Origin of the sequence: Streptomyces sp. NPDC006385, from assembly GCF_040612485.1 — a bacterium.
Taxonomy (GTDB): Bacteria; Actinomycetota; Actinomycetes; order Streptomycetales; family Streptomycetaceae; genus Streptomyces.
This window is the reverse complement of record NZ_JBEXQG010000091.1, coordinates 1-24,394: the sequence shown is the minus strand read 5'-3', so window position 1 is coordinate 24,394 and position 24,394 is coordinate 1. Positions and strand designations below refer to the sequence as shown.

Genomic DNA, 24,394 nt, shown 5'->3' with positions numbered 1-24,394 from the left:
CGGCCATCGCGAACTCCTGGAGTGAGGTGCGGTGAAACGGACGATTAGAGGAAAGCTCCTCTTTGACCGGATCAGGCCGTCCGTTGACGGCTCCCTTACGGGCACGCCTACGGCTTTGACGGGACTCTGACGCCCCGTGATCGGTCCCGGTGAGGCTCGCAGCCGGGATCGCAGCCGGCGGATCAGGATCAGCACGGTGACGCGCGTGCCCGGCTCGTCGGCGGTCACCTCAGGGACCGAGCGGCCACCGAAGGAGGTGCTGGCCGAGTTGCGGCTTTTCCGTGGATCGGTTGAGGGCCGCGGTGGGCTCAGGAAAGGGCGCTCGCCACGACCGCAGCCGCGAGGAGCAGGCCGAAGAGGGACTGTACGACCACTCCGGCGCGAGAGGTGAATGAGGAGAGGTAGTCCTTGCTCTCAACGATCTCGGGCCTATGCGGGTCGAACACGACAGGAAACTCGTCGCCCAGGTACGGCGCCGGCTTCGGGGCGGTGACGATCGCCCAGGTCTCCCGACCGTCGGCCGAGCGGAACGAGCAGTTCAGTTTCTCCACCGTCGTACCGCCCCTGCGTATGCGCTCCTCGCAGACGGCGGAGGCTTCCAAGCCCCGCGTTCTGAGCCGTCGCTCACGCAGCTGTTTCGGGATGAACAGCAGGGACGTGACGCCGAAGGGCACGGAGATGATCAGAAAAGGGATGCCGTAGTTCGTTGCGCTTGCGAGCGTGATGGACACGTCCGCTCCCCCCCCTGACAGCCACAGTGTGTGGTGCCGCAGCATACAGCCGGTGGTGCGAGGTCGGACATGGTGGGAGACCCCGGGCCCCCGTCACGGCCCCGGTCAGGCACCCAGGTCACGCGTCCCCGTACGCCTCTCCCCCGAGCTCGAACCCCGCCGTCCCCGCCGTCACATCCGCGAGCCACGCACGGAACGCCTCCACGTCGGCATCCGGCAGGCCGACCTCGATCGTGACCGCCTCCGCGTACCGCACGTCCCGCACCTCGCGCCCGGTCGACCTCAGGTCGTTCTGCACCTTGCCCGCGCGCTGGTGGTCGACGGTCACCGTGGCCAGCCGGAAACGGCGGCGCGTGCGGGTGCCGAGCGTGTCCAGGGCCTCGCCGACCGCTCCGCCGTACGCCCGGATCAGCCCGCCCGCGCCGAGCTTGACGCCGCCGTAGTAGCGGGTGACGACGGCGACGACGTACCGCATGTCTCGGCGCAGCAGCATCTGGAGCATGGGGACGCCGGCCGTGCCACCGGGTTCACCGTCGTCGCTGGCCTTCTGGACGGAGGCGTCGGCGCCGATGACGTAGGCCCAGCAGTTGTGCGTGGCGTCCGCGTGCTCCTTGCGCACGGCCGCGACGAAGTCCTGGGCCTCCCGCTCGGTGGCGGCCGGGGCGAGCGCACAGAGGAAGCGTGAGCGGTTGACCTCCGTCTCGTGCACGCCCGGTCGGGCGACTGTGCGGTACTCGTGCTGCATCCGGCCAGCCTAATCCGTGGTCGACGACGCTGATCCCCCGCTCGAAGCCGCAGAATCGGCTGCCGCAAGGTGAGGTGTCTGTGCGCAGCACCCGTGCCCGCCCGCGCGGGAGGCGCTCACGTCTTCTTGCCCCGCGCCACCATCACGCCCGTCAGCAGTGCCGTGCCGGGTGCGAGGGCCTGCCAGGTGGCGCCGTACCAGGCCAGGACGGCGATGGCCGATGTGGGGAACTTCGTGCGGACCGCGTCCAGTGTGTCGTCGAGGCCGTCCCCCGCGAGGTCGAGGACGAGTTCCTCCAGGCCGGGGTTGTGCCCGACCAGCAGCAGCGTCTCGATCTCGGGGGGCGTCTCGTGCACCACCGCCAGCAGGTCGGGCACGTCGGCGGCGTACAGCCGTGGATCGAGGCGCACGGGCGGCGGCGTGCCCCACTGGGCGGAGACCAGTTCCCAGGTTTCCCGCGCGCGTACGGCGGTAGAGCACAGGGCGAAGTCCGGCAGGCAGTCGGCGGCGGCGAGGATGCGGCCCGCGACCGGGGCGTCCCGGCGGCCGCGCGGGGCGAGCGGTCGTTCGTGGTCGGCGACGCCGTCCGGCCAGGCGGACTTGGCGTGCCTGAGGACGACCAGCCGGCGCAGCGGTCCCGCTCCGCGGCGCGCGGTCATGCCGGGGTCCCCAGATCGCGGGTGAGGTCGAGGCCGAGGAGGCGGTCGGCGTAGGCGTACGTCTCGAAGCGGGCGCCGTCCGGCACGTCCGAGGCGGTCTCCACCCGGCGCAGGACAGCGAGGACCTCGGGCAGGTCGAGGTCGTGCTCCCAGGCGGTGCGCAGTTCGCCGCGCACCTCGTCGGGGATGGGCCGCGACGGCCGCCGCGCCCAGTCGGCGACGGCCCGGCGCCAGCGTACGAGGGTGTCGTGGGCGTCGGCGAGGGCGGCCGCGTCGAGCTGTGCGGGCACGCTCCTGCGCCGGGAGAGAAGCGCGAGGCGCAGGGCGGCGGGGTCGGCCTCCTCGGGAGGCGCCGCCGCGTGCACGGGCGCGACGACGACCCGTACGCCGTCGGGTTCCGCGCCGCCCTCCCGCACGACGTGCAGAACCTGCGCCTCGCCCAGTCCCGCCGCCGCGTCCCGGCCGTCCTCGAAGGGCCGGACGCCCAGCGCCGTGGCGCCAGCCCGCAGCTCCGCCCGCTGCCGTTCCTCGTCGAGCAGCGCCCAGACCGGCGTACCGCCGAGCTCCAGGGCACGGACCAGCAGATCGGCGACCAGCAGGACGCGCAGGGCGGTGACGTCGAAGCCCCCCGTATGCGCCTCGACGCGGGTCAGGCCCCGGCGGGCGGGCGCGGCGTCGACGGGTTCGCCGGTTCGGGCGTCGATGATGCGCAGCACGGAGCGAGCGTAGGCAATGACGCGGTCGTCCGCAGCCATCCGACCCGCTGGGCACGGCGGGAATCCTGGTGGGCCGTCGGCCGTTGTGCGGGGTGACGACGGAGCGACGACAGCCCGACAGCACGTCCGGACGACAGTCCGGCAGCGGTTTCACGAGACGCAAGGAGGCCGGCGGTGTACGGCGACGAGGCAGCGGTCCGCAAGATCCTCACCGACCTGGGCGACACCTGGGCCGTCGTGGGTCTGTCGTCGAACCAGCGGCGAGCGGCGTACGGCGTCGCCGAGGTGCTGCAGCGCTATGGCAAGCGCATCGTCCCGGTCCATCCGAAGGCGGAGACGGTGCACGGCGAGCGTGGTTACGCCTCCTTGGCGGACATCCCCTTCGAGGTGGACGTGGTCGACGTCTTCGTGAACAGCGACCTGGCCGGCCCAGTCGCCGACGAGGCGGTCGCCAAGGGTGCCAAGGCGGTCTGGTTCCAACTGGGCGTCATCGACGAAGCGGCGTACGACCGCACCCGCGCGGCGGGGCTGGAGATGGTCATGGACCGCTGCCCGGCGATCGAGATACCGCGCCTGGGCTAGCGGGGAGCTCCCGGAACCCTCCCCTCCCGTGCGGGCCGCCTCCATAATGCTCGGGTGACTTCCACCTCCCACCGTCCCAACTCCGGTGCCTCGCAACGCTTTCCAGTCGTCATCGTGGGCGCCGGACCGGCCGGCCTCACCCTCGGCAACATCCTGCGGGCGGCGTCCGTCGACTGTCTGGTCCTGGAGACCGAGACTCGCCAGTTCATCGAGCAGCGACCGCGTGCCGGGGTCATCGAGGAGTGGGCTGTACGCGGACTTCAGCAGCGGGGCCTCGCGGACAGCCTGGTGGAGCGGGCGCAGCGGCACACCGAGTGCGAGTTCCGGTTCGCCGGCGAGCGCTACCGGTTCGAGTACGCCGAACTGACGGGGCTGCACCACTGGATCTATCCGCAGCAGTTGCTGGTGACGGACCTGGTGCGCGAGTACGCGGACGTACGCGACGGGGCCGTACGCTTCGGCGTGCGGGACGTGGAACTGCACGACCTCGACAGCGACCGCCCTTCGGTGTCGTACACCTGCCCGGAGACGGGGCAACGCCAGGTCGTGCACTGTGACTTCGTCGCCGGCTGCGACGGGGCGCGCGGGGTGACGCGCGGCGCGGTGCCCGCCGGCCGGGCCCTCGTCTCCCGCAGTGACTACGGCGTCGGCTGGCTGGCACTGCTCGCCGAGGCGCCGCCGTCCGCCGACTGTGTCCTGTTCGGCATGCATCCGAGCGGGTTCGCCGGGCACATGGCGCGCAGCCCCGAGGTGACCCGCTACTACCTCGAGTGCCCGCCCGGCGACGACCCGGAGAACTGGTCGCACGACCGGGTCTGGACGGAACTTCAGCAGCGGCTCGGGGCGAACGGCGCACCCCCGCTGACGGAGGGGCGGCTGATCGAGAAGCGCGTCCTGGACATGCACAACTACGTGGTCGAACCGATGGTGTTCGGCCGCCTCTTCCTGGCCGGCGACGCCGCGCACCTGACCGCCCCGATCGCCGCCAAGGGCATGAACCTCGCCCTGCACGACGCCTTCGTGCTCGGTGATGCGCTCGTCGCGTACCTCACGAAGGGCGACGGCACCGGCCTGGACGGCTACTCGGCGGCCTGTCTGGGCCGGGTGTGGGACTACCAGGAGTTCTCGATGTGGCTGTCGGAGGTGTACCACGGCACGTCCTCCGGCGACCCGTACCGCGCGGGCACCACCCTCGCCCGCCTCCGCCGCCTGTTCGGCTCCCGGACGGCGGCCAGGGCGTTCGCGGAGCAGTACCTGGGCAACGCCACCTTCTGAACCGGCCCCGCCCGGCTGTCACGGCGGCCGTCCCTCAGTCGTGCAGCGGCTGGTCGCTGAGCCGGTGGTCCGCCACGTTCAGCGCCTCGTCGACGAGACGGCGCAGATGGCCGTCACGCAGGGAGTAGATGACCCGGCGGCCCTCCTTGCGCGTGTTCACCAGCCCCGCCAGACGCAGCCGGGCCAGGTGCTGGCTGACGGCGGGCCGGGCCGCGCCGCAGGCGTCCGTGAGCGTCGTGACATCCGCCTCGCCCGCCGTCAGGGCGTGCAGCAGCGTGAGGCGGGTGCGGTCGCCGAGCAGGGCGAGCAGTTCGGCGGCGAGCGCGAACTGCTCCTCGCCCGGGGTGCGCGGATGCGCATCGTGCGCAGATGACAGGTGCATGCGTGCGCTCATACGCACATAATGGCGTCGTGGGCGGTCACTCGTCCACTCCCGCGGCATCGGAAGGGGACGGCGTGAGCGACCGGCACCACCACGAGCACCGTCACGCACACGGGCACGACCACGGGCACGACCACCGGCACCGGCACGGGCCCGGTCCCGAGAACGGGCACCAGCACGAGCCCCGGAACGACCCGCCCCGTGCCCACGCCCACGCCCACGCCCACGGCCACCCGCACCCCCACTCCCCCACCGGCGTCCGCCACCGTCTCGCCCACCTCCTCAAACCCCACTCCCACGAGACGGCCGACAAGCTCGACTCCGCCCTGGAGTCCTCGGCCCGGGGCATGCGCGCACTGTGGGTCTCGCTGGCCGTGCTCGGCGTGACGGCGCTCGCCCAGGCGGTCGTGGTGGTCGCCTCCGGGTCGGTGGCTCTGCTCGGCGACACGGTGCACAACACCGCGGACGCGCTGACGGCCGTACCGCTCGGGATCGCCTTCGTGCTGGGCCGGCGCGCGGCGACGCGTCGCTTCACCTACGGCTACGGGCGGGCCGAGGACCTCGCGGGCATCGTCATCGTGCTGACGATCGCCGCGTCCGCGGCCTTCGCGGCGTGGACGGCGGTCGACCGCCTCCTCGATCCGCGCCCCGTGGAGCAGATCCCGGCCGTCGCCGTGGCCGCGCTGGTCGGGTTCGCGGGCAACGAGTGGGTGGCCCGCTACCGGATCCGGGTCGGCCGTTCGATCGGCTCGGCCGCGCTCGTCGCGGACGGACTGCACGCCCGTACGGACGGGTTCACCTCACTGGCCGTCCTGGTGAGCGCGGGCGGGGCGGCACTGGGCTGGCAACTGGCGGATCCGATCGTGGGTCTGGCGATCACCGCGGCCATCACGCTGGTGCTGCGGGACGCGGCGCGCGAGGTGTTCCGGCGGGTGATGGACGCCGTGGACCCGGCTCTGGTGGACCGCGCCGAGCGGGCGCTGCGGGAGGTCGCGGGCGTGCGCGAGGTGGGCGAGTTGCGGCTGCGCTGGATCGGACACCGGCTGCGGGCCGAGGTGGCGGTCGTCGTGGACGGCGAAGCCACGGTACGGCAGGCACACGCCATCGCGGTCGACGCCGAACACGCCCTGCTGCACGCCGTGCCCCGGCTCACCGCGGCCCTGGTCCATGCCGATCCCGCGCCGGCACCGGGCGAGGCGGACCCGCACCTGGCACTCGCCCACCACAAAGCGGCATGAGCCCTGGAGCCGCGACGCCGAGCCCTACCCGAACGACCGCCCCGGCAACTCCGCAGCCTCGTCCACGCCGCCCCGGCATCAGACCGCGACGCCGAGCCCCTCCAGAACGACCGCCCCCGGCAGCTCCGCGAACGCCTTCCCCGGTACCAGCAGCTTGCCGCGCCGGCGTCCGCTGCCGACCAGGACGTACGGCAGGTCGATGACGGCCGAGTCGACCAGTACGGGCCAGCTGTCGGGCAGGCCGATGGGGGTGATGCCGCCGTACTCCATGCCGGTCTCGCCGGTCGCCGTGTCCATCGAGGCGAACGACGCCTTGCGGGCGCCGAGTTGGCGGCGCACGACGCCGTTCACGTCGACCCTGGTGGTGGAGAGCACGACGCACGCGGCCAGCGTCGCCTCACCGCCCCGCTTGCCCGCGACGACCACGCAGTTCGCGGACTGCTCCAGCAGTTCTCGGCCGTAGTGCTCCACGAAGACGGCGGTGTCGGCCCACTGCGGATCGGTCTCGACGTAGACGATCTGGTCGGCGGGGACGCTGCCGTGCCAGTGGCGTACGGCGTCGGCGACCGGGCGAATGAGTTCGTCGAGGCAGTCGGGGGCGGGGACCGCGCTGTCGAAGTGTCCGATGGGTGCGTCCATGGACGCACGCTAACAGCACCGCCCGGGGCCGCGGGCCCGGCGTCTCAGTGCGCGAGCGGGACCGACACCGTCAGGGTCATCTCCATCGGGACATCGCCCTGATTGGCGTAGATGTGGGGGGCGTTGGCCTCGAAGGTGACGCTGGAGCCGGCCGGGACGCGGTACTCCACGCCCTCGACCGTCAAGGCCAGTTCGCCGGCCGTGACGTGGGCGATCTCGACCGTGCCGACCGGGTGCGGGTCGGATCCGCTGCTGTCGCCCGGCATCAGCTTCCAGTCCCACATCTCCAGCGGGCCGGGCGCCTCGGTGCCCGCGAGGAGCCTGCTGTAGCTGCCCGCCTCGGTGTGCCACAGCCGGACCACCTGCTCGGGCGGGACGACGCGCACCTTCGGGCCCCGCTCGTAGTCGAGGAGGGTCGTGATGCTGACCCCGAGGGCGTCGCCGATCTTGACGACCGTGCCGATGCTCGGGTTCGTGCGGGCCTGTTCGATCTGGATCAGCATGCCGCGGCTGACCCCGGCACGGGCGGCCAGCGTGTCCAGGGTGAAGCCGCGTTCGGTACGCCAGCGCTTGACGTTCCGTGCCAGGGACTGGGTCAGCAGGTCGAGGTCCGACACATTCCATCCACAAGGTGAGGTCAATATTCTGGATGACAGAGTCCATCTCACTGCACTACCGTGAGGTGCACCTGATCGTGCACCGAACTGTACTGCGAGGCGACCGTGACAGCATTCTTCGCCCTGGCCACCAGCTTGCTGTGGGGGCTGGCCGACTTCGGGGGCGGGCTGCTGACGCGGCGCACCCCTGCGCTCACGGTGGTCGTCGTCTCACAGGGGATCGCCGCTGTCGTGCTCGGTGTGATCGTGATGGCGACCGGCGGCTGGAGCGAGGCCGGCCCGCAGCTGTGGTTCGCGGCCGTGGCCGGCGTCGTGGGCCCGGTCGCGTTGCTCTGCTTCTACAAGGCGCTCGCGCTGGGCCCGATGGGCGTGGTCTCCCCGCTCGGCACCGTGGGCGTGGCCGTGCCGGTCGCTGTGGGCCTCTTCCTCGGCGAGCGGCCCGGCCTGACGCAGGTCGCGGGGATCGTGGTCGCCGTGGCCGGTGTCGTGCTCGCGGGCGGACCGCACCTACGGGGCGCTCCCGTACAGCGGCAGGCCATCCTGCTCACGCTGGTCGCGGCCTTCGGGTTCGGCGCGGTGTTCGCACTGATCGCGGAGTCGTCGACCACCGTCACCGGCCTGTTCCTCGCGCTCTTCGTGCAGCGCGTGGTCAACGTCGCGGCGGGCGGCCTCGCGCTGTACGCCTCCGTGCGGCGCGGCGCCGCGGCCCTCCCGGACGGCGGTTTCCCCTGGCGCACGCTGCCGGCGCTCGCCTTCGTCGGCCTCGCCGACGTCGCGGCGAACGGCACCTATGTGGTCGCCGCCCAGCACGGCCCGGTCACCGTGGCCGCCGTGCTGGCCTCGCTCTACCCGGTGGTGACCGCCCTGGCGGCGCGCGGCTTCCTGAGGGAGCGGCTGCGCGGGGTGCAGGCGGCGGGCGCGGGGCTGGCGCTGGTGGGCACGCTGCTGCTGGCGACCGGCTGACTCAACACTCCTCGGCCCGCTGACTCAGGACTCCTGGGCCGGCTGCCTCAGGACTCCGCGGCCGGCTGGGCCAGGTGAGCGGCCGCGTCCTCGTCCAGTTCGGCCGGCCTCGCCGCCGTCTCCTCGTCGAGCCCGGCCAGTGCCTGGAGCTGCTCGGGGGTGATCCCGTCGGGGATCGGCACCGGCGCCGGTGTCCGCAGGGGCGGCTGCCAGCCGTCGTCGGGGGTCCAGCGCCGTACGACTCGGGCGGGCGCCCCCGCCACCACGGCATGGTCGGGCACCGCGCCCCGGACCACCGCACCGGCCGCGACCACGACGTTCCGCCCGATCCGCGCGCCTGGCAGGATCACGGCCCCGGTGCCGATCCAGCACCCCGGGCCTATGTGCACGGGCTCCATCCGCGGCCACTGCTTGCCGATGGGCTCGTGCGGATCGTCGTACGAGTGGTTGGTGGAGGTGACGTAGACGTACGGCCCGAAATAGCAGTCACTGCCGATGGTGACCGTCGTGTCGGCGATGACATGGCTGCCGCGGCCCAGCACGACGCCGTCCCCGATGCGCAGGATCGGCTCCGGGCCGAGATCGAGGTCGGGCATGAGACCGGCCGTGAGCGTCACCTGCTCGCCGACGATGCAGTGGGAGCCGAGGTGGATCCAGGGTTCGCCGAAGACCGTGCCGAGCGGGAAGGCGAGGCGGGTGGCTTCGCCGATCGAGCCGAAACGGAAGCGGCCGGGGTGCTCGGCCGTCACCGCACCCGTGCGCTGCACCCAGGCCCAGCCCGCGTGGACGGCGCGCTGCGCCAGTCGGCGTCGCCAGGATGAGAACGTGTTCTTGCGCTTCGGCACGCGCTCACCGTACTGACCGTGCGGCGCCCTTATGAGGTGCGGGGCCTGTGATCTTCGCCCTACCGGGTGGCGGTAGCGTTCTGTGTACCGCGGACGACGGGAGAACGGTGATGACGCATCAGGCGCTGATCAAGGGCATCGGCGGCAGAGAGCCGAAGATCGACGGAGAGGCCTTCGTGGCGCCCACGTCCGCGGTGGTCGGGGACGTGACCCTGGGCGCGGGCGCGAGCATCTGGTACGGCGCGGTGGCACGGGGCGACGTCGAGCGGATCTCCGTGGGCGCGCAGAGCAACATCCAGGACAACTGCACACTGCACGCCGACCCCGGTTTCCCCGTCACCATCGGGGCGCGGGTCTCGGTCGGGCACAACGCCGTGGTGCACGGGGCGACCGTGGAGGACGACTGCCTGATCGGAATGGGGGCGACCGTGCTGAACGGTGCGGTGATCGGGGCGGGCTCGCTCGTGGCCGCGCAGGCGTTGGTCCCGCAGGGGATGCGGGTGCCGCCCGGGTCGCTCGTCGCGGGAGTGCCGGCGAAGGTGAGGCGGGAGCTGACGGAGGAGGAGCGTCAGGGCGTCACGCTCAACGGCACCATGTACGCGGAGCTGGCGAAGGCGCACCGGGAAGAGTACGAGGGGCGCGAGTAGGGCGCGGTAGGCAGGCGGTGCGTGGCTGACGGTGCGTGGCTGATCGTGCCCACGCGGCGAAGCCGCATGTCGGCCACATCGACACAGCCCCGCGCCCCTGGCGGCGTCCTACTCCCCCGCGCCTACCGGTTCCGGCTCCCGGTGTGCCGTCTGCGCATTCGCGTTCTTCGCCTTGCGCTTGATGATCAGCATCGAGGCGAGGCCGATCAGGACCGCCGCCACCAGACCCAGCCACGAGAAGCGCTTCAGCCAGGACTCGGCGACCACTCCGACGTAGTAGATGACCGCGGTCGTGCCGCCCGCCCAGAGGATGCCGCCGAAGACGTTGGCGATCAGGAACTTCCAGTACGGCATCCGCAGGACGCCCGCGAGGGGGCCGGCGAAGATGCGCAGCAGGGCCACGAAGCGGCCGAAGAAGACGGCCCACATGCCCCACTTCTGGAAGGACCGCTCGGCTGTGGCGATGTGGCCCTCGCTGAAGTGCTTGGGGAACTTCGTGCCGAGCCAGGCCAGCAACGGGCGGCCGCCCCTGCGGCCGATGGCGTAACCGATGGAGTCGCCGATGATCGCGCCGGCGCTCGCGCAGGCGCCGAGCACGAAGGGGTCGATCTCACCGTGCTGGGAGGCGAGCAGCGCCGAGGAGACCAGGATGATCTCGCCGGGCAGCGGAATGCCCAGGCTCTCCAGTCCGATGACCACGCCGACCAGCAGATAGATGGCGAGCGGGGGCACCGTTTCGAGCCATTCCTGGACGTGCAACGCCGCTTCCTCCCATGTCCTGGACCGTGTGTGTTCCCGGCGCACGCTCGACTGTGAGGGTGCGCCGGGGCAGCCTACCCGTTCAGAGTGACGGTCTCTGAGTCCCACAGGTTGCGCTGGAACAGGTCGCACTGAAGCGGTACCGCAGGTCGTTGACGTGGGTCGCGCCGTGGTCGGAGTCGTTGCCGATCAGCGCAGGGCGGAGTCGAGTGTCGTAGGCCCTGTGCCGACGGCGGTCGACACGGTCGCCGGCACCGCGGCCGGGAGTGCCCCGACGGTGCCGACCGGGGTGGCGGGCTCGGTTTCGTCGCCGTCGTCGCCCTGGGCGTACCGCGTCCCGTACCGCGGCTCCGGCTCCGGCCGCTCCTCCGGCCGGCCCGGATCGCCCTGCGGGGGCGGGGCCTCGGGCGACCCGGTGGCGACCGTTTCGGGCGAGTCGCGCTCCGGCTCCCCGGCCACGCCACCCGTCTCCTTCTCGTCGCGCGACTCCCCTTCCTCCTTCGCGCCCTTGTCCTGTTCCTTCTCGGGCTTCGCCTCGTGTGCGCCCGCGAGCCCGCCGTCGAGCAGCCAGCGCTGACCCTCGGACCCGTCGCGTTCCGCGAGCACCAGGCCCTCGCCTTCGCCGCTCGCCACCGCCAGCCCCTCGGACCGGCGCGGCAGAAGCTCCCCGTGGACGGTGAGGTCGTAGCGGACCTCGCCTGCGTGCGCGAGGCAGTTCGCCAGGGTGACCGTGCCCTTGTCGGGGTCCGAGTCGAGGCAGAGGGTGGGATCGGCGGCGCTGCGCAGCAGTCCGCTGTCCTGGTACGACCACTGCTGGGACGCGGCGGACGAGCACGCGGCCAGCTCGGCTCGGGCACCGGTGCGGACCTCGCCGTCGCGCAGGTCCAGGCACCGGCCGCGGGCGAGGTTGCGGAGCCTGCCCTGGGCGATCCCGACCGGGACCTCGGCCGAGGCGGCCGACGGCGAGCCGCCGGAGGCGGGCGGGGAGACCGCGCCCGGGTGGACGGACCGGCCACTGGGCGCCCCCCAGGTGGCCGTCGCGTCGGGAACGCCGTTCTCCTCGGACCATCCCCTGGCCGTGAGCGCGGTGACGAGCAGGGCGAGGGAGGTCAGGCCGACCCCCACGGCGACGGCCTTCGCCCGCCCGCGCGGCGGAGGCAGCGCCGGACGGTGCCGGCCGCCGCGGCGCGAGCGCGTGGACGACTGCGGTCCACAGCCGCCTCGCCCGGGCCGTGAGTCGAGATAGCGCCGGGTGCCCCAGCCGAGCACCGTTTCGGCGAGGAGCGCTTCGAGGCCACCCTCGAAATGGCTGAGCTGCTCGGCCGCGTGACGGCAGTAACGGCACTCCCCCAGATGCTGCTGCACATCGGGCAACAAGGCACCGCCCCGGCGGAGGGGGACATCGAGGAGGCGGTTGTAGTAGCGGCATTCGCGGGTGGGCGCGAGTTCGCGGTGGGCGCGGACGCAACCCGCCCGGAATTGTTCCCGCACTCCGTCCAGCGCCGCCGAGGCGGTGCCCGTGTCCACCCCCAGCAGACCGGCGGGTACGGTTATCGGTTCCGCCTCGACCTCGGTGTGCCACAGGAGGCATTGCGAGGCCCCCGGCAGCGCCCGGAAAGCGCGCTCGGCGATATGCCGCCTTTCGGGCGTCGCGGATCGCGCGGCACGCAGTCCGCGCCCGCCGGTCGGTTTGCCGAGTTCCGGCAGCAGGGCGGAAATAGCACCGTCCGCGGCCCACTCCTTCACCAGATCCCGTACGGCGGTGAGGAGTTGGGGACGCAGTGCGCCGTCGGCCGGTCGGCCGAGCACGCGACGGAAGGCCGCCGCGGCCACCATGGAGGCGGAACTCGCGGTGGAGGCAAGGCAGATGGCCGCGTAGTCATGGGTGGCACGCCAGTGCCGCGCCATCAGCAGCGCGACGGCGTGGTGGTCCGTGCCGGTCCTGCCCAGGCTCGCGAGGAGGTCACGGTCCGATCCTCCGGGGCTCACCCCGGGTCGTGGCGGGTACGGCGGTCGTGGGGGGTAAGGAGAGCGCACTGAACCATTTCCTTCCCAGCCGCAGGACGGCATGGGGAATGCGCGTCCATCGGAAAGCAGGGGCGTGATTGGTGCATACCTGGGCCGCGTCACCTGTGGACCGACCGGGCGGGGCCGCTCACTTTCGCACAAGCGCCGCACAGGAAACAAGAAGTGCGAGTGACCTGGATTCAAAACGCGGGAAATTCAAAAAAGTTACCACCGGTATCCGCACCGGCATTCGAAATCAGCGCCGAGATGGCGGCCAAGTTGTGCGCAGGCAAAGACAATTGGTCCACGGAATCTTCAATTCCGCATGTACCACAGCAAGCTCCGAGGTTTCTCCCGGGGCTGCGCTACGACACCGGCGACAAGGCGGACTACCTGCGCACCGTGGTGCGATTGGCGTGCGACCGGGCGGACCCGGGGCCGGAGTTCACCGCCTGGCTCAAGGAGTTCGCGGGCGGGCCTGGAGGCTGCCGGACCGGACCGGACCGGAGCCGGAGCGGAAGCGGTTCGCGGCTTGAGGGGCCCAGGTATGCCGCAGGGGCCCCTCGCCGGGCCCCTGCCTGCCGTCGATCGGTTGGCTCAGCCGTTCGGCCGAAGTGTCCAGACGACCGTCATCTCTCCGGTCACGGCCCCGTCCCCACGCCGGATCTCGATGGTCACGGGGAACTCGGGGCGCTCCCCCGCGTCGAGCTGCGCGACGACCTCGGCGGCCGGGCGGCCCAGGGTCGCGGTGGCGGTGACGGCGCCCATGGCGAGCTTCTTGTAGGCGATCTCCGCCCGCACGGCGAGCGGCACGGCCCGCGAGAGCTGGTCACCGAACGCGGCCAGCACGATCGCGCCGCTGGCGGACTCGCCCAGCGTGAACATCGCACCGGCATGCGGTCCGCCCACGTGGTTGTGGTACTCGCCCTGGTCCGGCAGAGCCACCACGGCCTTGTCCGGCGTGGTCTCCAGGAACTCGAGGTTCAGGGTCCGGGCCATCGGCACGGTGGCGGCGAGCATCTCGCCGATCGACATCTGGTCTGCGCTCATGCCAGTCATGTTACCCATGAGTAGGATCCCGGGACCAGACGATGTGACGAGCGTCGTACCGTCGCGGCCGACACCGCCGGGACGCACAGGGGCCGAATGACCTCGTCCGGCCCGTGACCTGCGTTTGCTTTGGCAGAAAGAGGTACGGCGGCGACAGTCGGCCGTAACGGTCGCCGCACGATCCCCACGCCGTTCCCGCCGCCCCGCCTGGACCGGGCGCGGGTGGTCGCGGCGAGCCGGGTCGGCTCAGCCGATGCCGAAAGCGCCGTCCGGGGGCCCGGGTGACGGTACGGCATCCTCGTCCCGCACCGGTCGCGCGCCGCCGATGAACTCCCGCAGGGCGGGCCCGTGCTCGACCCGGGCCGGGAAGGCGTCGGACGCGGTGAGCCTGGCCAGGGCCGCTGTGTCGACGGGGTGGTGCGCGGCCACGAGCACCGCGTTGCCGAACCGCCGCCCGCGCAGCACGCCCGGCTCGGCGATCAGCGCCAGCTCCTCGAACAGCGTGGCGTGCGTCGCCAGTTGGGAGCGCAGGAAGGCGAAGGGCGCGGCGTCGGCGAGGTTGGCCAGATAGACGCCGTCATCCCGCAGCACCCGCTCGGCGTGACGGGCGTACCCCACCGACGTCAGATGCGCCGGCACCCGTGACCCACCGAAGACGTCCGCGACGAGCACGTCGGCCGAGTCGTCCGGGGCCCGCTCCAGCCAGGCCCGGGCATCCCCGGCGTGCAGCCGGACGCAGTCCCCGTCGGGAACCGGCAGATGCTCGACGACCAGCTCCATCAGCCCCCGATCGGCCTCGACGACGTCCTGCCGTGAGCCGGGCCGGGTGGCCGCCAGGTAGCGGGGCAGGGTGAGCGCCCCGCCCCCGAGATGCAGCACGTCCAGCGGCCGCCCGGCCTCGGCGACGGTGTCGAGCACATGTCCGAGCCGACGGGCGTACTCGAACTCCAGATGCGTGGGCTCGTCGAGATCGACGTACGACTGAGGCGCCCCGTCGACGGTGAGCAACCAGGCCCGCTTCCGATCGATGTCGGGCATCAGCTTGGCGGTGCCGTGGTCGACGGGGCGGGTGACAGGTATGGGCTCGTTCACCTTCTCATTGTGCCCATGTGAAGCGCCCCTCCAGGGGCGCGGGGCCGTGTCGACGTGCGGCTCCGCCGCGTGGGCGCGACCAAGCCGACAACGGACCCGCAGTCCCCCACGAACCGCCACAACCCTCACTCGACGGCCGTCACGGTCCCCGCCCCGACGGTCCTGCCACCCTCGCGGATGGCGAACCCGAGCCCCGGCTCCAGCGGGACCTCACGCCCCAGCTCGACGCTCATCGTGACCGTCTCCCCGGGCCGCGCGACCCCCGCCTCACCGAGGTCGATGTCCCCCACGACATCCGCCGTACGGATGTAGAACTGCGGCCGGTACCCACTGGCGACCGCCGTCGTACGACCGCCCTCGCGTGCGGACAGCACGTACACCTGTGCGGAGAACCGACGCTTCGGCACCACGCTGCCCGGCGCGGCGACCACATGCCCCCGCCGGACGGCGTCCCGTGGAACCCCCCTCAGCAGCAACGCCACGTTGTCCCCGGCCTGCGCCTCGTCCATCGGCTTGCCGAAGGTCTCCAGACCGGTGACCACGGTCTCCAGCCCGGCCCCGAGCACTTCGACCCGGTCCCCCACCCGCACGGTGCCCCGCTCGACCGCCCCGGTCACCACGGTGCCCCGGCCGGTGATGGTGAGGACGTTCTCGACGGGCAGCAGGAACGGCGCGTCCACATACCGCTCCGGCATCGGCACGTAGGTGTCCACCGCGTCGAGCAGTGCCTCGACGGACGCCGTCCACTTCGGGTCGCCTTCGAGGGCCTTCAGCCCCGAGACCCGTACGACGGGCGCGGCGTCGCCCCCGTAGCCGTGCTCGGTGAGCAGGTCGCGGACCTCCAGCTCGACGAGGTCGGTGAGCTCCTCGTCACTCGCGTCGGCGTGCGTGAGGGCGACGACGATGTGGTCGACGCCCACCTGCCGGGCGAGCAGCACGTGTTCGGCGGTCTGCGGCATGATCCCGTCGAGCGCGGAGACGACGAGGATCGCCCCGTCGAGCTGCGCGGCGCCGGTGACCATGTTCTTGACGTAGTCGGCGTGGCCCGGCATGTCGACGTGCGCGTAGTGCCGGGTGTCGGTCTCGTACTCGACGTGCGCGATGTTGATGGTGATGCCGCGCGCGGCCTCCTCCGGCGCGCGGTCGATGCGGTCGAAGGGGACGAACGTGGACGAACCCCGCTCGGCGAGGACCTTGGTGATGGCGGCGGTCAACGTGGTCTTGCCGTGGTCGACATGACCCATGGTGCCGATGTTCAGATGCGGTTTGGTGCGCACGTATGCCGTCTTGGACATGGCTGTACCTCGAAGTCTCTTCGCAGGAGATCTCCACGTGGGAGACGGGGACCCCAAGGACTTGCCGACCCTCCCCCTGCGGGGTCCGCCGGAGTGTCCGGAGAGGGTCAGCTTCGGGCGCCGTCGACAGCGGCCAGGAAGACGGGGACGGCAGCCTTCGGAGCATCCGCGACCGCGGATGCTGCGAGGACGAAGGCGTACCGGAACATGACGTCGATCATCGTCGAAGCCGGGCCCGGCGTCGAATGGTTTTCCGTGGACGGGGAGTTCGCGGCCCGCGCCCGGTGTCCTGCGATCTACGCTCCGATGTTCTTCAGCGCCTCCCGCACCGACAGCGGCGCGAACCTGCCCCGCTCCCGCGCCAGGAAGTCCCGTACGGCGTCCGGGTCGGTCTTGGCGTACTCGCGCAGGCACCAGCCGATGGCCTTGCGGATGAAGAAGTCGGTGTGCGCGGACTGGCGCAGGCAGTAGGCGAAGAGGCGTTCGGTGTCGGTGCGTTCCTTGTAGCGCAATTGGTGGAGCAGGGCCGTGCGCGCGACCCACAGGTCGTCGTCGGCGATCCAGTCGTCCATGTCCGCCGTGAGCTTCGGATCGGCCGCGACGAGCCCGCCGACGACGTGCGCGGCGAGCGCGTCGACGGTGTCCCACCAGGAGACGGTGGTGATGAGGTGCCGGGTCACCGGCAGCAGGCCGGAGGAGCAGCGCCCGACATGGCGGCGCAGGTAGTCGACGGCGAAGTAGTGGTACTCGCGCTCGGGCAGCCGCCAGCAGCGCAGGGCGAGGGCGGTGCAGTCGGCCTCGTCGGGGCGCGGGGTGCCCAGCAGGACGGTGCGGGAGAGGGCGCGGCGCTCGGGTGTGGGGATTCCGAGGAACGGGGCGACGTCCTTCATGTACGCCTGGGCGGCGGCGGCCCGCTCCGGGTCCGCGGCGGCGGAGTACGCGGCGGTGACCCGCTCCAGGACCGTGTCGGCCAGAGCACTGCGGGGTACTTCCGGCGTTCCCGCATCTGTGACGCGCATGAGACGAACCATACGGCGATCACACATCTTTGTCGGTTAGTGTCACCGGATGCTCGATGCCACCACCCGCCCTGGCGGCACCGCAACGGCTCCTCCTCCGGCCGCCGCCACGGAGCTCGCCGCCCGGGCGCCGCTGCCGGCACCCGCGCCCACCGGCTTCGCCGCGCGCTGCTCGCGTGTGCTGTTCTCGCCGTGGTCGCGGCTGTCCCTGCTGGTCGTCCTGCTCGCGGCGGGTGCCTCGACCGTGCTGCTGTTCGAGCCGCAGAGACTCCTCACGAACGGCTGGCCGCCGCAGGTCGAGGGCGCGGCCGCGGTGGTGCTGTTCGCCGTGGCGTACGGGCTGGTCACGGTGGCGTTCGTGCCGCGGCCCCTGCTGAACCTCGCGGCGGGCGCGCTGTTCGGCTCCCAGTGGGGGCTCGGCGCGGCCCTGGCGGGGACGGTGCTGGGGGCCGGGATCGCCTTCGGTCTTGGCCGGCTGCTCGGGCAGGACGCGCTGCGTCCGCTGCTGCGCGGTCGGGTGCTGACGGCGGCGGACGGCCAGTTCAGCCGGCACGGTTTCCGTTCGATGCTTGCGGTCCGGCTGTTCCCGGGTGTGCCGTTCTGGGCCTCGAACTACGCCGCCTCCGTCTCCCGCATGGGCTACGTCCCGTTCCTCCTCGCGACGGCGCTCGGGTCGATCCCGAACACCGCCGCGTACGTCGTCGCCGGCGCGCGTGCCTCCACGCCGACGTCGCCCGCCTTCCTGATCGCGCTGGCCTGCATCGCCGTACCGGCGCTGGCGGGCGTGGTGGTGGCCTGGCGCAAGCGCCACCACCTGCGTGGCCGCTGACCGTGCCGCCGCCCGGGGACCCGGTCACACCGTCTCCAGGATCATCGCGTTGGCGAGGCCGCCCGCCTCGCACATCGTCTGCAGGGCGTATCGGGCACCGCGCTCCCGCATCGCGTGGACGAGGGTGGTCGTGAGCCGGGTGCCGCTCGCGCCGAGCGGGTGGCCGAGGGCGATCGCGCCGCCGTGCACGTTGACCTTGGCGAGGTCGGCGCCGGTTTCCTGTTGCCAGGCCAGGACGACGCTGGAGAACGCCTCGTTCACCTCGAACAGGTCGATGTCGGCGAGGCCCAGCCCTGCCCTGCGCAGCACCTTCTCGGTCGCCGGGATGACGCCGGTCAGCATCAGCAGCGGGTCGGATCCGGTGACGGCGAAGCTGTGCAGCCGGGCGAGGGGGCGCAGGCCCAGGCGGGCGGCGGTCTCGCCGGAGGTGATGAGCACGGCGGAGGCACCGTCGTTGACGGGGCTGGCGTTGCCCGCGGTGACGTTCCACTCGATCTGCGGAAAGCGCTCGGCGAACAGGGGGTCGTGGTAGGCGGGCTTGAGGCCGGCGAGGATCTCGGGGGTGCTGCCCGGCCGTACGCACTCGTCGCGGGCGACGCCGTCCAGGGGTGCGACCTCGGCGTCGAACAGGCCCTTTTCCCAGGCCGCGGCCGCCTTGCGGTGCGAGGAGACGGCGAACGCGTCCATCCGCTCGCGCGTGATCGACCACTTGGCCGCGATGAGCTCGGCGCTGATGCCCTGCGGGACGAGGCCCTCCGGGTAGCGCTCGGCGACGCCGGGGCCGAAGGGGTCCTTGCCGGGCGGCACGTTGGACCACATCGGCACCCGGCTCATCGACTCGACACCGCAGGCGACGACCAGGTCGTACGCGCCCGAGATGACGCCCTGGGCGGCGAAGTGCACGGCCTGCTGGGAGGAGCCGCACTGGCGGTCCACGGTGGTCGCCGGGACCGTCTCCGGGAAGCCCGCCGACAGGGCGGCGTAGCGGGTGGTGTTCATGGCCTGCTCGCCGACCTGGTCGACGGTGCCGCCGATGACGTCGTCGATCAGTGCCGGATCGACGCCCGAGCGCTCGACGAGGGTGCGCAGGGTGTGGGCGAGGAGCTCGACGGGATGGACGTGCGCGAGGGAGCCGTTCGGCTTGCCCTTGCCCATCGGGGTGCGTACGGCTTCGACGATGACTGCGTCACGCATGGTGCGGGCCTCCTTGGCCGCCGGGCGACGACCGGCGCGCGGGCCGGTGCGGGGACCGGCACGAACTACCGGTGAGTAGGAAATCCAAACTCACCATAACCCGACGGGTTGGAAAATCAAACCCATCAGGTTTGAAAATCCAACCCTCCCCTAGACTGAGCGCCATGGCCGCCACCAAAGACCCGCGCCCCTGCTCCATCGCCGACGCCCTGGCGCTCGTCGGCGAGAAGTACTCCCTGCTCGTCCTGCGCGAGGTGTGCCTCGGCAACGGCCGCTTCGACCAGCTCGTCCGCAACATCGGCGCCCCGCGCGACATCCTCGCCACACGGCTGCGCCGCCTCGTCGACGCCGGCATCCTCACCAAGCGCACCTACAGCGAGCGCCCCCAGCGGTTCGAGTACCGGCCCACGCAGGCGGGGCTCGAGCTGGAGCCGGTCCTGATGACCCTCATGGCGTGGGGCGACCGCCATCTGCGCACGGACGACGACCGTCCCATGGTGATCGAGCACGTCTGCGGCAACGAACTGGTCCCCGTCGTCACCTGCCGGGAATGCGGCGGCGCGGTGCGCCACGAGGACCTGACCGCCCACCCCCAGATGCCCGGATGGACGGTGTCGGGGCCGACGGCCGCGTGAGTCACGCCGGGACGCCCCTGAACGCCAGGGCGTCGATGAGCTGCTCCCCGCCACTCACCAAGGATGCGTCCGCAGGTACTTGGCGATCTCCTCCCGCTCCCACGCCCCGTCGGCCACGACGACCCGGTAGCGGCGGGTGAGGGTGTCGCCGGGGGCCAGCACGAGTTCGTCGTGGAACGCCCAGGAGGGGGCCACGCCCGCGAAGGGCTCGTTGCGTACGAACCAGTGGGCGGGGTGGGTGCCCCGATCGCCGGCGTGGTCGTTCTCGGGGGCGTGCGCGAAGACGAGGGTCGCGTGACCGTCGGTGCCGTCGTGCTCCCCGCAGTAGGCGAGCCAGGGCGCCCGCTCGCCCATCAGGCCGGGGCCCTCGGCGTCCGGGGCGAGGATCCGGCCGCCCTGGAAGGCACGCGGGCCGCGCCAGAACAGGCCCGTGTAACCGGCCATGTCACGCCCGGCGGTGGTGGGGCTGCCGAACCGCAATGGCTCGTCGCGCCGGTTCGTCACGGCGCTCGTCCAGGTCAGCGCCCATGAGCCCGATTCCGGCTCGACGTCGTGCACCTCGACCCGGCGCCGCTCGTCGGCCCAGAGCTCCCCGCTGTGGGGATGCCAGGTCAGCCGCTCGGCGATGACGACCCGCTCGCCGTCCGAGGCGACCTCGTCGAAGGCGACATGGGCCATCGACCCGACCCGTTCGGGCAGTTCGAGATAACCCTGTCCGTGGACGTAGCTGTTGCCGCCCCACAGGTTCGCCCCGGACAGATGCGAGGCCGTCAGCGACAGGCCCTTGTGCCAGCGGTGGTCATGGGGCCGGTAGTCGGTGACTACGTGGCCGGCGAGGGTCCGCAGCGGGTGCGCGTACGGCTTCGGAGCCTCCCAGGCGGCCTCCGGCCGGTAGACGTAGGCCAGCAGTTCCACGCCACCGTCCGACTCGGTCACCGTGACGCGGTCGCCGTACTCGTGCACCACCCGCAGCCCGCTCACGCGGCGGCCTCCTCACCCGCGGCGACCGGTCCGCCGTCGCCGGCACGCTCCGCCCGGACGGGCGCCCAGCCGGGGGCGTCCCCGTGCATCGACGAGTGGAACGGATCTCCGGGGCCGATCTCCCCCGCCCTCACCGTCGCGTCCGTGAACGCCGACTTGTACAGCGCGGCGATCAGCTCCAGGCTCGTCCGCCCGTCCGCGCCGCTGCCGCGCGGCCGCTGCCCCGCGCGCATGCTCGCGACCAGTTCCCGCAACTGCTCCAGATGCGAGCTGGGCACGTCCGCACCGAAGTCCTGCCAGGCCGCGGCCTCGGCGGTCGGCACGCCGCGGGCCGGGGTGACGCGCCAGTTGTCGTTGCCGTGGCCGTAGAGATGAGTGAGTTCGACGGTGGCGCGCTCGCAGTCGATGCGGATGCGGCTCACCTCGTCGGGGCTCAGCACGCTGTTCACGACGGTCGCCATCGCGCCGTTCGCGAAGCGCACGAGGGCGGTCGAGACGTCCTCCGTCTCCACGTCGTGCACCAGCCGGCCGGCCATGGCGCGCACCTCGCTCCACGGCCCGAGCAGATCGAGCAGCAGATCCATCTGGTGGATGCCGTGCCCCATCGCCGGACCGCCGCCCTCGGTCCGCCAGCGGCCGCGCCAGGGCACGGCGTAGTAGGCGGTGTCGCGGTACCAGGTCGTCTGGCAGTGCGCGACCAGCGGCCGGCCCATGGCCCGCTCGGCGAGCAGCCGCCGCACGTGCCGGGTGCCCGAGCCGAAGCGGTGCTGGAAGACGATGGCGGCGTAGGGCCCGCCCTCCTCGCCCTCCTCCGCCTTCACGGCGTCGAAGTCGGCGAGACTCGGCACCGGCGGCTTCTCGCACCAGACCCAGGCGCCGGCACGCAGCGCGGCGACGGTCTGGTCGCGGTGCAGGGTGGGCGGGGTGCAGATGACGGCGAGGTCGGGCCGCTGCTCCGCGAGCATCCGGTCCAGGTCGGTGTAGGCGCGGGGCGCCCCGGCCCCGGCGCCGCCCGCGACCGCGCAGAAGCCCTCGGCCGACGCGGCGTCGATGTCCACGGCGGCGACGAGCTCCGTCTCACCCTCCTCGGCGAGCCTCGCGAGCGCGGGCAGGTGGGAGTCGCGCGCGACGGCGCCGGTGCCGATCACGGCGGCCCTGACGCGGCGGCCGGTGAGCGGGGCGGGGGTGGGACGGGGACGGCGGTTGGGGTGGGGATGGCGGTGGGGCGTCCCGGGAGCGGTCTCGGATGTGGCCATGGGCGGGATCGGACTCCTCGGGGACGACGGGCGACGGGCCGGGGGACCACCGCTCCTTGCAGCAAGCGCTTTCCGCTCGCTGCAACGTAAGCGGCGGCCCCGCAGCAGGTCAACACCGGTATGGCCGCGATCGGCGCGTGCCCGCCGAGCCCCCTGTGGCGGACGTGTCACCGCGGGGCGCTACGCTGCCCCTCGACACGCGCGATCACTGTCCCGCCGGCGCGGTGTCCTCACCACTCCTTGCCACCATCAGCACTTGGACTCCGTAACTTCATGTCTTGGTTTGAATCGCTCATCCTCGGACTCGTCCAGGGGCTGACCGAGTTCCTCCCTGTGTCCTCCAGCGCGCATCTGCGGCTGACCGCGGCGTTCTCAGGTTGGGAGGACCCGGGTGCGGCCTTCACGGCGATCACCCAGATCGGTACGGAGACCGCGGTACTGATCTACTTCCGCAAGGACATCGGTCGGATCATCTCGGCGTGGACGCGGTCGCTGACCGACAAGGCGATGCGGCAGGATCACGACGCCCAGATGGGCTGGCTGGTGATCGTCGGCTCGATCCCGATCGGTGTGCTCGGCCTGACGCTCAAGGACCAGATCGAGGGCCCCTTCCGCGATCTGCGCCTCACGGCGACGATGCTGATCGTCGTCGGCATCATCATCGGCATCGCCGACCGGTTGGCGGCGCGGGACGAGTCGGGCGGTCGGCACCGCGCCGCCAAGCAGCGCAAGGGCCTTGAGGACCTGAGCGTGAAGGACGGCCTGATCTTCGGCCTGTGCCAGTCCGCGGCGCTCATCCCCGGAGTCTCCCGCTCCGGCGCCACCATCAGCGGCGGCCTCTTCATGGGCTACCAGCGCGAGGCCGCGGCCCGCTACTCCTTCCTCCTCGCGATCCCGGCCGTCCTCGCCTCCGGCCTCTTCGAGCTCAAGGACGCGATGGAGAGCGACCACGTCTCCTGGGGACCGACGATCTTCGCGACGGTGATCGCCTTCGTGACCGGGTACGCGGTCATCGCCTGGTTCATGAAGTTCATCTCGACCAAGAGCTTCATGCCGTTCGTCTGGTACCGCATCGCGCTCGGCATCGTCATCATCGTCCTGGTGACGGCGGGCGTCCTCAGCCCGCACGCGGCGGAATCGGCGCACTGACGGACGGACGCGCCGGGGTGACCGCACCGCCCGGCCGGGCATGCCTCCGCCACTGACTGGCCGGTCAGTACGACCAGCCCGCCCCGGAACCCGTGACCAATCACATACGTTCTGCGTAGCCGCCCGGTAGCGCACGGTCAGTCCTTGCCCCTAGGCTTGTCCGCATGTCCCCCCATTCCTTAGGCCCTGGTTCCGTGCGGTCTGCTGCCGAGGTGAACGAGGAGATACGCGCCCTGTGGCTGCGTGCGGGCGGCTCACTGTCGGCCCAGGAGCGCGCGGAGTACGAACTGCTGGTGGTCGAGTGGGCGGCCGCCATCCGCGACGAGGTCGTCGAGGCGGCCTGAGGCGCGGGCCCTGTTCGTAGGATTCACTCCGTGGAGCATCTGGATCACGTCCCCGCCCGTCGTGGCGTCGTCATCTTCCTGAACGGCACGTCCAGTTCGGGCAAGTCGAGCATCGCCGGCGAGTTGCTGCGGATCCTCGACGAGCCGTATTTCCACATGCCCGTCGACGCCTTCCACGCGATGCGCTCCCGCACCCCCGTCCCACCGGACCAGCTCGCCACCGTCCTCCACCGCACCTGGCAAGGCTTCCACCGCGCAGTCGCCGGCATGGCCGCCGCCGGCAACAACGTCGTCGTCGACCACGTGCTGAGTGCCGAGTGGCGGCTCAGGGACTGCCTGTCGCTCTTTGTGCCGCAGGACGTCGTTCTCGTCAAAGTGCACTGTAGCCCGGAAGAGTTGGAACGCCGGGAACGCCTGCGGGGCGACAGGCCGCCCGGTCTCGCCGTCGGCCAGTTGAAGCGCGTGCACGCACACGGCGTCTACGACCTGGAGTGCGACACCGGCGACACGGCACCGCAGGAATGCGCCCGCCGCATCAAGGACTTCGTGAGCCACAGAACCGGGCCCACCGCCTTTGAACGAATGCGTACCGCGATCGACCGGCAAGCCCCCCAGTCCGAACGACAGCACACCTAGGGCCTGTTGCGAAGGTGGCGTCGTCGCCCGAAGGGCGGCCGCGCGGCGTCCGGTGCGCTCTCTCGGCGTGCCGCCCGGAAGCCCTCGTACTGGGCGTACTCGGGCTTTC

Annotated in this window: 27 protein-coding genes and 1 pseudogene; 11 read left to right on the top strand and 17 right to left on the bottom strand. The window is 71.9% G+C overall.

Annotated elements, in window-relative coordinates:
• Nucleotides 1–308: 308 nt before the first annotated feature.
• The 4 genes from ABZ078_RS39330 to ABZ078_RS39315 all read right to left on the bottom strand — a co-directional run bounded on the left by ABZ078_RS39330 (nucleotide 309) and on the right by ABZ078_RS39315 (nucleotide 2,851).
• On the bottom strand, nucleotides 309–731 hold the full coding sequence (locus tag ABZ078_RS39330) for a hypothetical protein (RefSeq protein WP_356583336.1): 423 nt from the start codon (nucleotides 729–731) through the stop codon (nucleotides 309–311).
• Between the two features lie 118 nt (nucleotides 732–849).
• Nucleotides 850–1,476 (bottom strand): YigZ family protein, encoded by a 627-nt coding sequence (locus ABZ078_RS39325; protein ID WP_356583335.1) that lies wholly within the window; start codon nucleotides 1,474–1,476, stop codon nucleotides 850–852.
• A 116-nt stretch (nucleotides 1,477–1,592) separates the two neighbouring features.
• Nucleotides 1,593–2,135, bottom strand: coding sequence for a histidine phosphatase family protein (locus ABZ078_RS39320; protein WP_356583334.1), 543 nt, complete (start codon nucleotides 2,133–2,135; stop codon nucleotides 1,593–1,595).
• Nucleotides 2,132–2,851 (bottom strand): hypothetical protein, encoded by a 720-nt coding sequence (locus ABZ078_RS39315; RefSeq protein WP_356583333.1) that lies wholly within the window; start codon nucleotides 2,849–2,851, stop codon nucleotides 2,132–2,134. The genes ABZ078_RS39320 and ABZ078_RS39315 overlap by 4 nt, the downstream gene beginning before the upstream one ends.
• A 174-nt stretch (nucleotides 2,852–3,025) precedes the next feature.
• On the opposite strand from ABZ078_RS39315, the gene ABZ078_RS39310 reads away from it, so the two are divergent.
• Nucleotides 3,026–3,433, top strand: a complete 408-nt coding sequence (locus tag ABZ078_RS39310; RefSeq protein ID WP_356583332.1) for a CoA-binding protein — start codon at nucleotides 3,026–3,028, stop codon at nucleotides 3,431–3,433.
• Nucleotides 3,434–3,487: 54 nt separating this feature from the next.
• Nucleotides 3,488–4,708, top strand: a complete 1,221-nt coding sequence (locus tag ABZ078_RS39305; protein WP_356583331.1) for a 4-hydroxybenzoate 3-monooxygenase — start codon at nucleotides 3,488–3,490, stop codon at nucleotides 4,706–4,708.
• A gap of 34 nt (nucleotides 4,709–4,742) precedes the next feature.
• Here the strand turns inward: ABZ078_RS39305 and ABZ078_RS39300 are convergent, their stop codons facing one another.
• A complete protein-coding gene (locus tag ABZ078_RS39300) occupies nucleotides 4,743–5,102 on the bottom strand; it encodes a metalloregulator ArsR/SmtB family transcription factor (protein WP_356583330.1) in 360 nt (119 codons plus the stop codon).
• A 62-nt stretch (nucleotides 5,103–5,164) separates the two neighbouring features.
• Here ABZ078_RS39300 and ABZ078_RS39295 point away from each other — a divergent pair, with 62 nt between their 5' ends.
• A complete protein-coding gene (locus ABZ078_RS39295; RefSeq protein WP_356583329.1) occupies nucleotides 5,165–6,328 on the top strand; it encodes a cation diffusion facilitator family transporter in 1,164 nt (387 codons plus the stop codon).
• Nucleotides 6,329–6,406: 78 nt separating this feature from the next.
• On the opposite strand, the gene ABZ078_RS39290 is transcribed toward ABZ078_RS39295, so the two are convergent.
• Nucleotides 6,407–6,967: a YbaK/EbsC family protein gene (locus ABZ078_RS39290; protein ID WP_356583328.1), complete on the bottom strand. Its 561-nt coding sequence runs from the start codon at nucleotides 6,965–6,967 to the stop codon at nucleotides 6,407–6,409.
• A 44-nt stretch (nucleotides 6,968–7,011) separates the two neighbouring features.
• Nucleotides 7,012–7,584 carry an XRE family transcriptional regulator gene (locus ABZ078_RS39285; RefSeq protein WP_356583327.1) on the bottom strand — a complete coding sequence of 191 codons (573 nt, stop codon included), beginning with the start codon at nucleotides 7,582–7,584 and terminating at the stop codon, nucleotides 7,012–7,014.
• Between the two features lie 105 nt (nucleotides 7,585–7,689).
• Here ABZ078_RS39285 and ABZ078_RS39280 point away from each other — a divergent pair, with 105 nt between their 5' ends.
• A complete protein-coding gene (locus ABZ078_RS39280; RefSeq protein ID WP_356583326.1) occupies nucleotides 7,690–8,547 on the top strand; it encodes an EamA family transporter in 858 nt (285 codons plus the stop codon).
• Between the two features lie 47 nt (nucleotides 8,548–8,594).
• Here ABZ078_RS39280 and ABZ078_RS39275 read toward each other — a convergent pair whose 3' ends face one another.
• A complete protein-coding gene (locus ABZ078_RS39275; RefSeq protein WP_356583325.1) occupies nucleotides 8,595–9,392 on the bottom strand; it encodes an acyltransferase in 798 nt (265 codons plus the stop codon).
• A gap of 110 nt (nucleotides 9,393–9,502) precedes the next feature.
• On the opposite strand from ABZ078_RS39275, the gene ABZ078_RS39270 reads away from it, so the two are divergent.
• Complete coding sequence (locus ABZ078_RS39270; RefSeq protein WP_356583324.1) at nucleotides 9,503–10,039, top strand: gamma carbonic anhydrase family protein; 537 nt, start codon at nucleotides 9,503–9,505, stop codon at nucleotides 10,037–10,039.
• A 108-nt stretch (nucleotides 10,040–10,147) separates the two neighbouring features.
• On the opposite strand, the gene ABZ078_RS39265 is transcribed toward ABZ078_RS39270, so the two are convergent.
• Nucleotides 10,148–10,798 carry a DedA family protein gene (locus ABZ078_RS39265; protein WP_356583323.1) on the bottom strand — a complete coding sequence of 217 codons (651 nt, stop codon included), beginning with the start codon at nucleotides 10,796–10,798 and terminating at the stop codon, nucleotides 10,148–10,150.
• A 189-nt stretch (nucleotides 10,799–10,987) separates the two neighbouring features.
• Nucleotides 10,988–12,868 carry an RICIN domain-containing protein gene (locus tag ABZ078_RS39260; RefSeq protein WP_356583322.1) on the bottom strand — a complete coding sequence of 627 codons (1,881 nt, stop codon included), beginning with the start codon at nucleotides 12,866–12,868 and terminating at the stop codon, nucleotides 10,988–10,990.
• Between the two features lie 294 nt (nucleotides 12,869–13,162).
• Here ABZ078_RS39260 and ABZ078_RS39255 point away from each other — a divergent pair.
• A pseudogene (locus ABZ078_RS39255) lies at nucleotides 13,163–13,273 on the top strand (UTP--glucose-1-phosphate uridylyltransferase); the annotation flags it as partial.
• Nucleotides 13,274–13,402: 129 nt separating this feature from the next.
• On the opposite strand, the gene ABZ078_RS39250 reads toward ABZ078_RS39255, so the two are convergent.
• The 4 genes from ABZ078_RS39250 to ABZ078_RS39235 form a co-directional block, all read right to left on the bottom strand.
• A complete protein-coding gene (locus ABZ078_RS39250) occupies nucleotides 13,403–13,840 on the bottom strand; it encodes a DUF4442 domain-containing protein (protein WP_356583342.1) in 438 nt (145 codons plus the stop codon).
• 261 nt (nucleotides 13,841–14,101) lie between these two features.
• Nucleotides 14,102–14,947 (bottom strand): fused MFS/spermidine synthase, encoded by an 846-nt coding sequence (locus ABZ078_RS39245; RefSeq protein WP_356583321.1) that lies wholly within the window; start codon nucleotides 14,945–14,947, stop codon nucleotides 14,102–14,104.
• 125 nt (nucleotides 14,948–15,072) lie between these two features.
• Nucleotides 15,073–16,242 (bottom strand): elongation factor Tu, encoded by a 1,170-nt coding sequence (gene tuf / locus ABZ078_RS39240; protein WP_356583320.1) that lies wholly within the window; start codon nucleotides 16,240–16,242, stop codon nucleotides 15,073–15,075.
• A gap of 296 nt (nucleotides 16,243–16,538) precedes the next feature.
• On the bottom strand, nucleotides 16,539–17,261 hold the full coding sequence (locus ABZ078_RS39235) for a DNA alkylation repair protein (protein ID WP_356583319.1): 723 nt from the start codon (nucleotides 17,259–17,261) through the stop codon (nucleotides 16,539–16,541).
• Nucleotides 17,262–17,310: 49 nt separating this feature from the next.
• On the opposite strand from ABZ078_RS39235, the gene ABZ078_RS39230 reads away from it, so the two are divergent.
• The gene (locus ABZ078_RS39230) at nucleotides 17,311–18,090 is read left to right on the top strand and encodes a TVP38/TMEM64 family protein (RefSeq protein WP_356583318.1); all 780 of its coding nucleotides are present in this window, start codon (nucleotides 17,311–17,313) and stop codon (nucleotides 18,088–18,090) included.
• Nucleotides 18,091–18,114: 24 nt separating this feature from the next.
• On the opposite strand, the gene ABZ078_RS39225 is transcribed toward ABZ078_RS39230, so the two are convergent.
• Nucleotides 18,115–19,284: a thiolase family protein gene (locus ABZ078_RS39225; protein WP_356583317.1), complete on the bottom strand. Its 1,170-nt coding sequence runs from the start codon at nucleotides 19,282–19,284 to the stop codon at nucleotides 18,115–18,117.
• Between the two features lie 164 nt (nucleotides 19,285–19,448).
• Here ABZ078_RS39225 and ABZ078_RS39220 point away from each other — a divergent pair, with 164 nt between their 5' ends.
• A complete protein-coding gene (locus ABZ078_RS39220; RefSeq protein WP_356583316.1) occupies nucleotides 19,449–19,919 on the top strand; it encodes a helix-turn-helix domain-containing protein in 471 nt (156 codons plus the stop codon).
• 54 nt (nucleotides 19,920–19,973) lie between these two features.
• Here the strand turns inward: ABZ078_RS39220 and ABZ078_RS39215 are convergent, their stop codons facing one another.
• Together ABZ078_RS39215 and ABZ078_RS39210 are read right to left on the bottom strand one after the other, a co-directional pair.
• A complete protein-coding gene (locus ABZ078_RS39215; protein ID WP_356583315.1) occupies nucleotides 19,974–20,900 on the bottom strand; it encodes a PmoA family protein in 927 nt (308 codons plus the stop codon).
• On the bottom strand, nucleotides 20,897–22,156 hold the full coding sequence (locus ABZ078_RS39210; protein WP_356583314.1) for a Gfo/Idh/MocA family oxidoreductase: 1,260 nt from the start codon (nucleotides 22,154–22,156) through the stop codon (nucleotides 20,897–20,899). The genes ABZ078_RS39215 and ABZ078_RS39210 overlap by 4 nt, the downstream gene beginning before the upstream one ends.
• Nucleotides 22,157–22,429: 273 nt before the next feature.
• Between ABZ078_RS39210 and ABZ078_RS39205 the strand changes: the two genes are divergently transcribed.
• From ABZ078_RS39205 to ABZ078_RS39195, 3 genes are all read left to right on the top strand, one after another.
• Entirely contained in the window at nucleotides 22,430–23,305 is an 876-nt protein-coding gene (locus ABZ078_RS39205; RefSeq protein WP_356583313.1) for an undecaprenyl-diphosphate phosphatase, read from the top strand.
• Nucleotides 23,306–23,469: 164 nt separating this feature from the next.
• Nucleotides 23,470–23,649, top strand: a complete 180-nt coding sequence (locus ABZ078_RS39200) for a hypothetical protein (protein WP_356583312.1) — start codon at nucleotides 23,470–23,472, stop codon at nucleotides 23,647–23,649.
• 30 nt (nucleotides 23,650–23,679) lie between these two features.
• Complete coding sequence (locus ABZ078_RS39195) at nucleotides 23,680–24,285, top strand: AAA family ATPase (protein WP_356583311.1); 606 nt, start codon at nucleotides 23,680–23,682, stop codon at nucleotides 24,283–24,285.
• The last annotated feature ends 109 nt before the right edge of the window (nucleotides 24,286–24,394 follow it).

Coding starts and splice junctions, on each gene's coding strand:
- ABZ078_RS39205 (WP_356583313.1), top strand. CDS start 22,430: ATGTCTTGGTTTGAATCGCTCATCCTCGGACTCGTCCAGGGGCTGACC.
- tuf (WP_356583320.1), bottom strand. CDS start 16,242: ATGTCCAAGACGGCATACGTGCGCACCAAACCGCATCTGAACATCGGC.
- ABZ078_RS39270 (WP_356583324.1), top strand. CDS start 9,503: ATGACGCATCAGGCGCTGATCAAGGGCATCGGCGGCAGAGAGCCGAAG.
- ABZ078_RS39320 (WP_356583334.1), bottom strand. CDS start 2,135: ATGACCGCGCGCCGCGGAGCGGGACCGCTGCGCCGGCTGGTCGTCCTC.
- ABZ078_RS39260 (WP_356583322.1), bottom strand. CDS start 12,868: ATGCCGTCCTGCGGCTGGGAAGGAAATGGTTCAGTGCGCTCTCCTTAC.
- ABZ078_RS39290 (WP_356583328.1), bottom strand. CDS start 6,967: ATGGACGCACCCATCGGACACTTCGACAGCGCGGTCCCCGCCCCCGAC.
- ABZ078_RS39225 (WP_356583317.1), bottom strand. CDS start 19,284: ATGCGTGACGCAGTCATCGTCGAAGCCGTACGCACCCCGATGGGCAAG.
- ABZ078_RS39300 (WP_356583330.1), bottom strand. CDS start 5,102: ATGAGCGCACGCATGCACCTGTCATCTGCGCACGATGCGCATCCGCGC.
- ABZ078_RS39235 (WP_356583319.1), bottom strand. CDS start 17,261: ATGCGCGTCACAGATGCGGGAACGCCGGAAGTACCCCGCAGTGCTCTG.
- ABZ078_RS39220 (WP_356583316.1), top strand. CDS start 19,449: ATGGCCGCCACCAAAGACCCGCGCCCCTGCTCCATCGCCGACGCCCTG.
- ABZ078_RS39200 (WP_356583312.1), top strand. CDS start 23,470: ATGTCCCCCCATTCCTTAGGCCCTGGTTCCGTGCGGTCTGCTGCCGAG.
- ABZ078_RS39325 (WP_356583335.1), bottom strand. CDS start 1,476: ATGCAGCACGAGTACCGCACAGTCGCCCGACCGGGCGTGCACGAGACG.
- ABZ078_RS39210 (WP_356583314.1), bottom strand. CDS start 22,156: ATGGCCACATCCGAGACCGCTCCCGGGACGCCCCACCGCCATCCCCAC.
- ABZ078_RS39250 (WP_356583342.1), bottom strand. CDS start 13,840: ATGTCGATCGGCGAGATGCTCGCCGCCACCGTGCCGATGGCCCGGACC.
- ABZ078_RS39230 (WP_356583318.1), top strand. CDS start 17,311: ATGCTCGATGCCACCACCCGCCCTGGCGGCACCGCAACGGCTCCTCCT.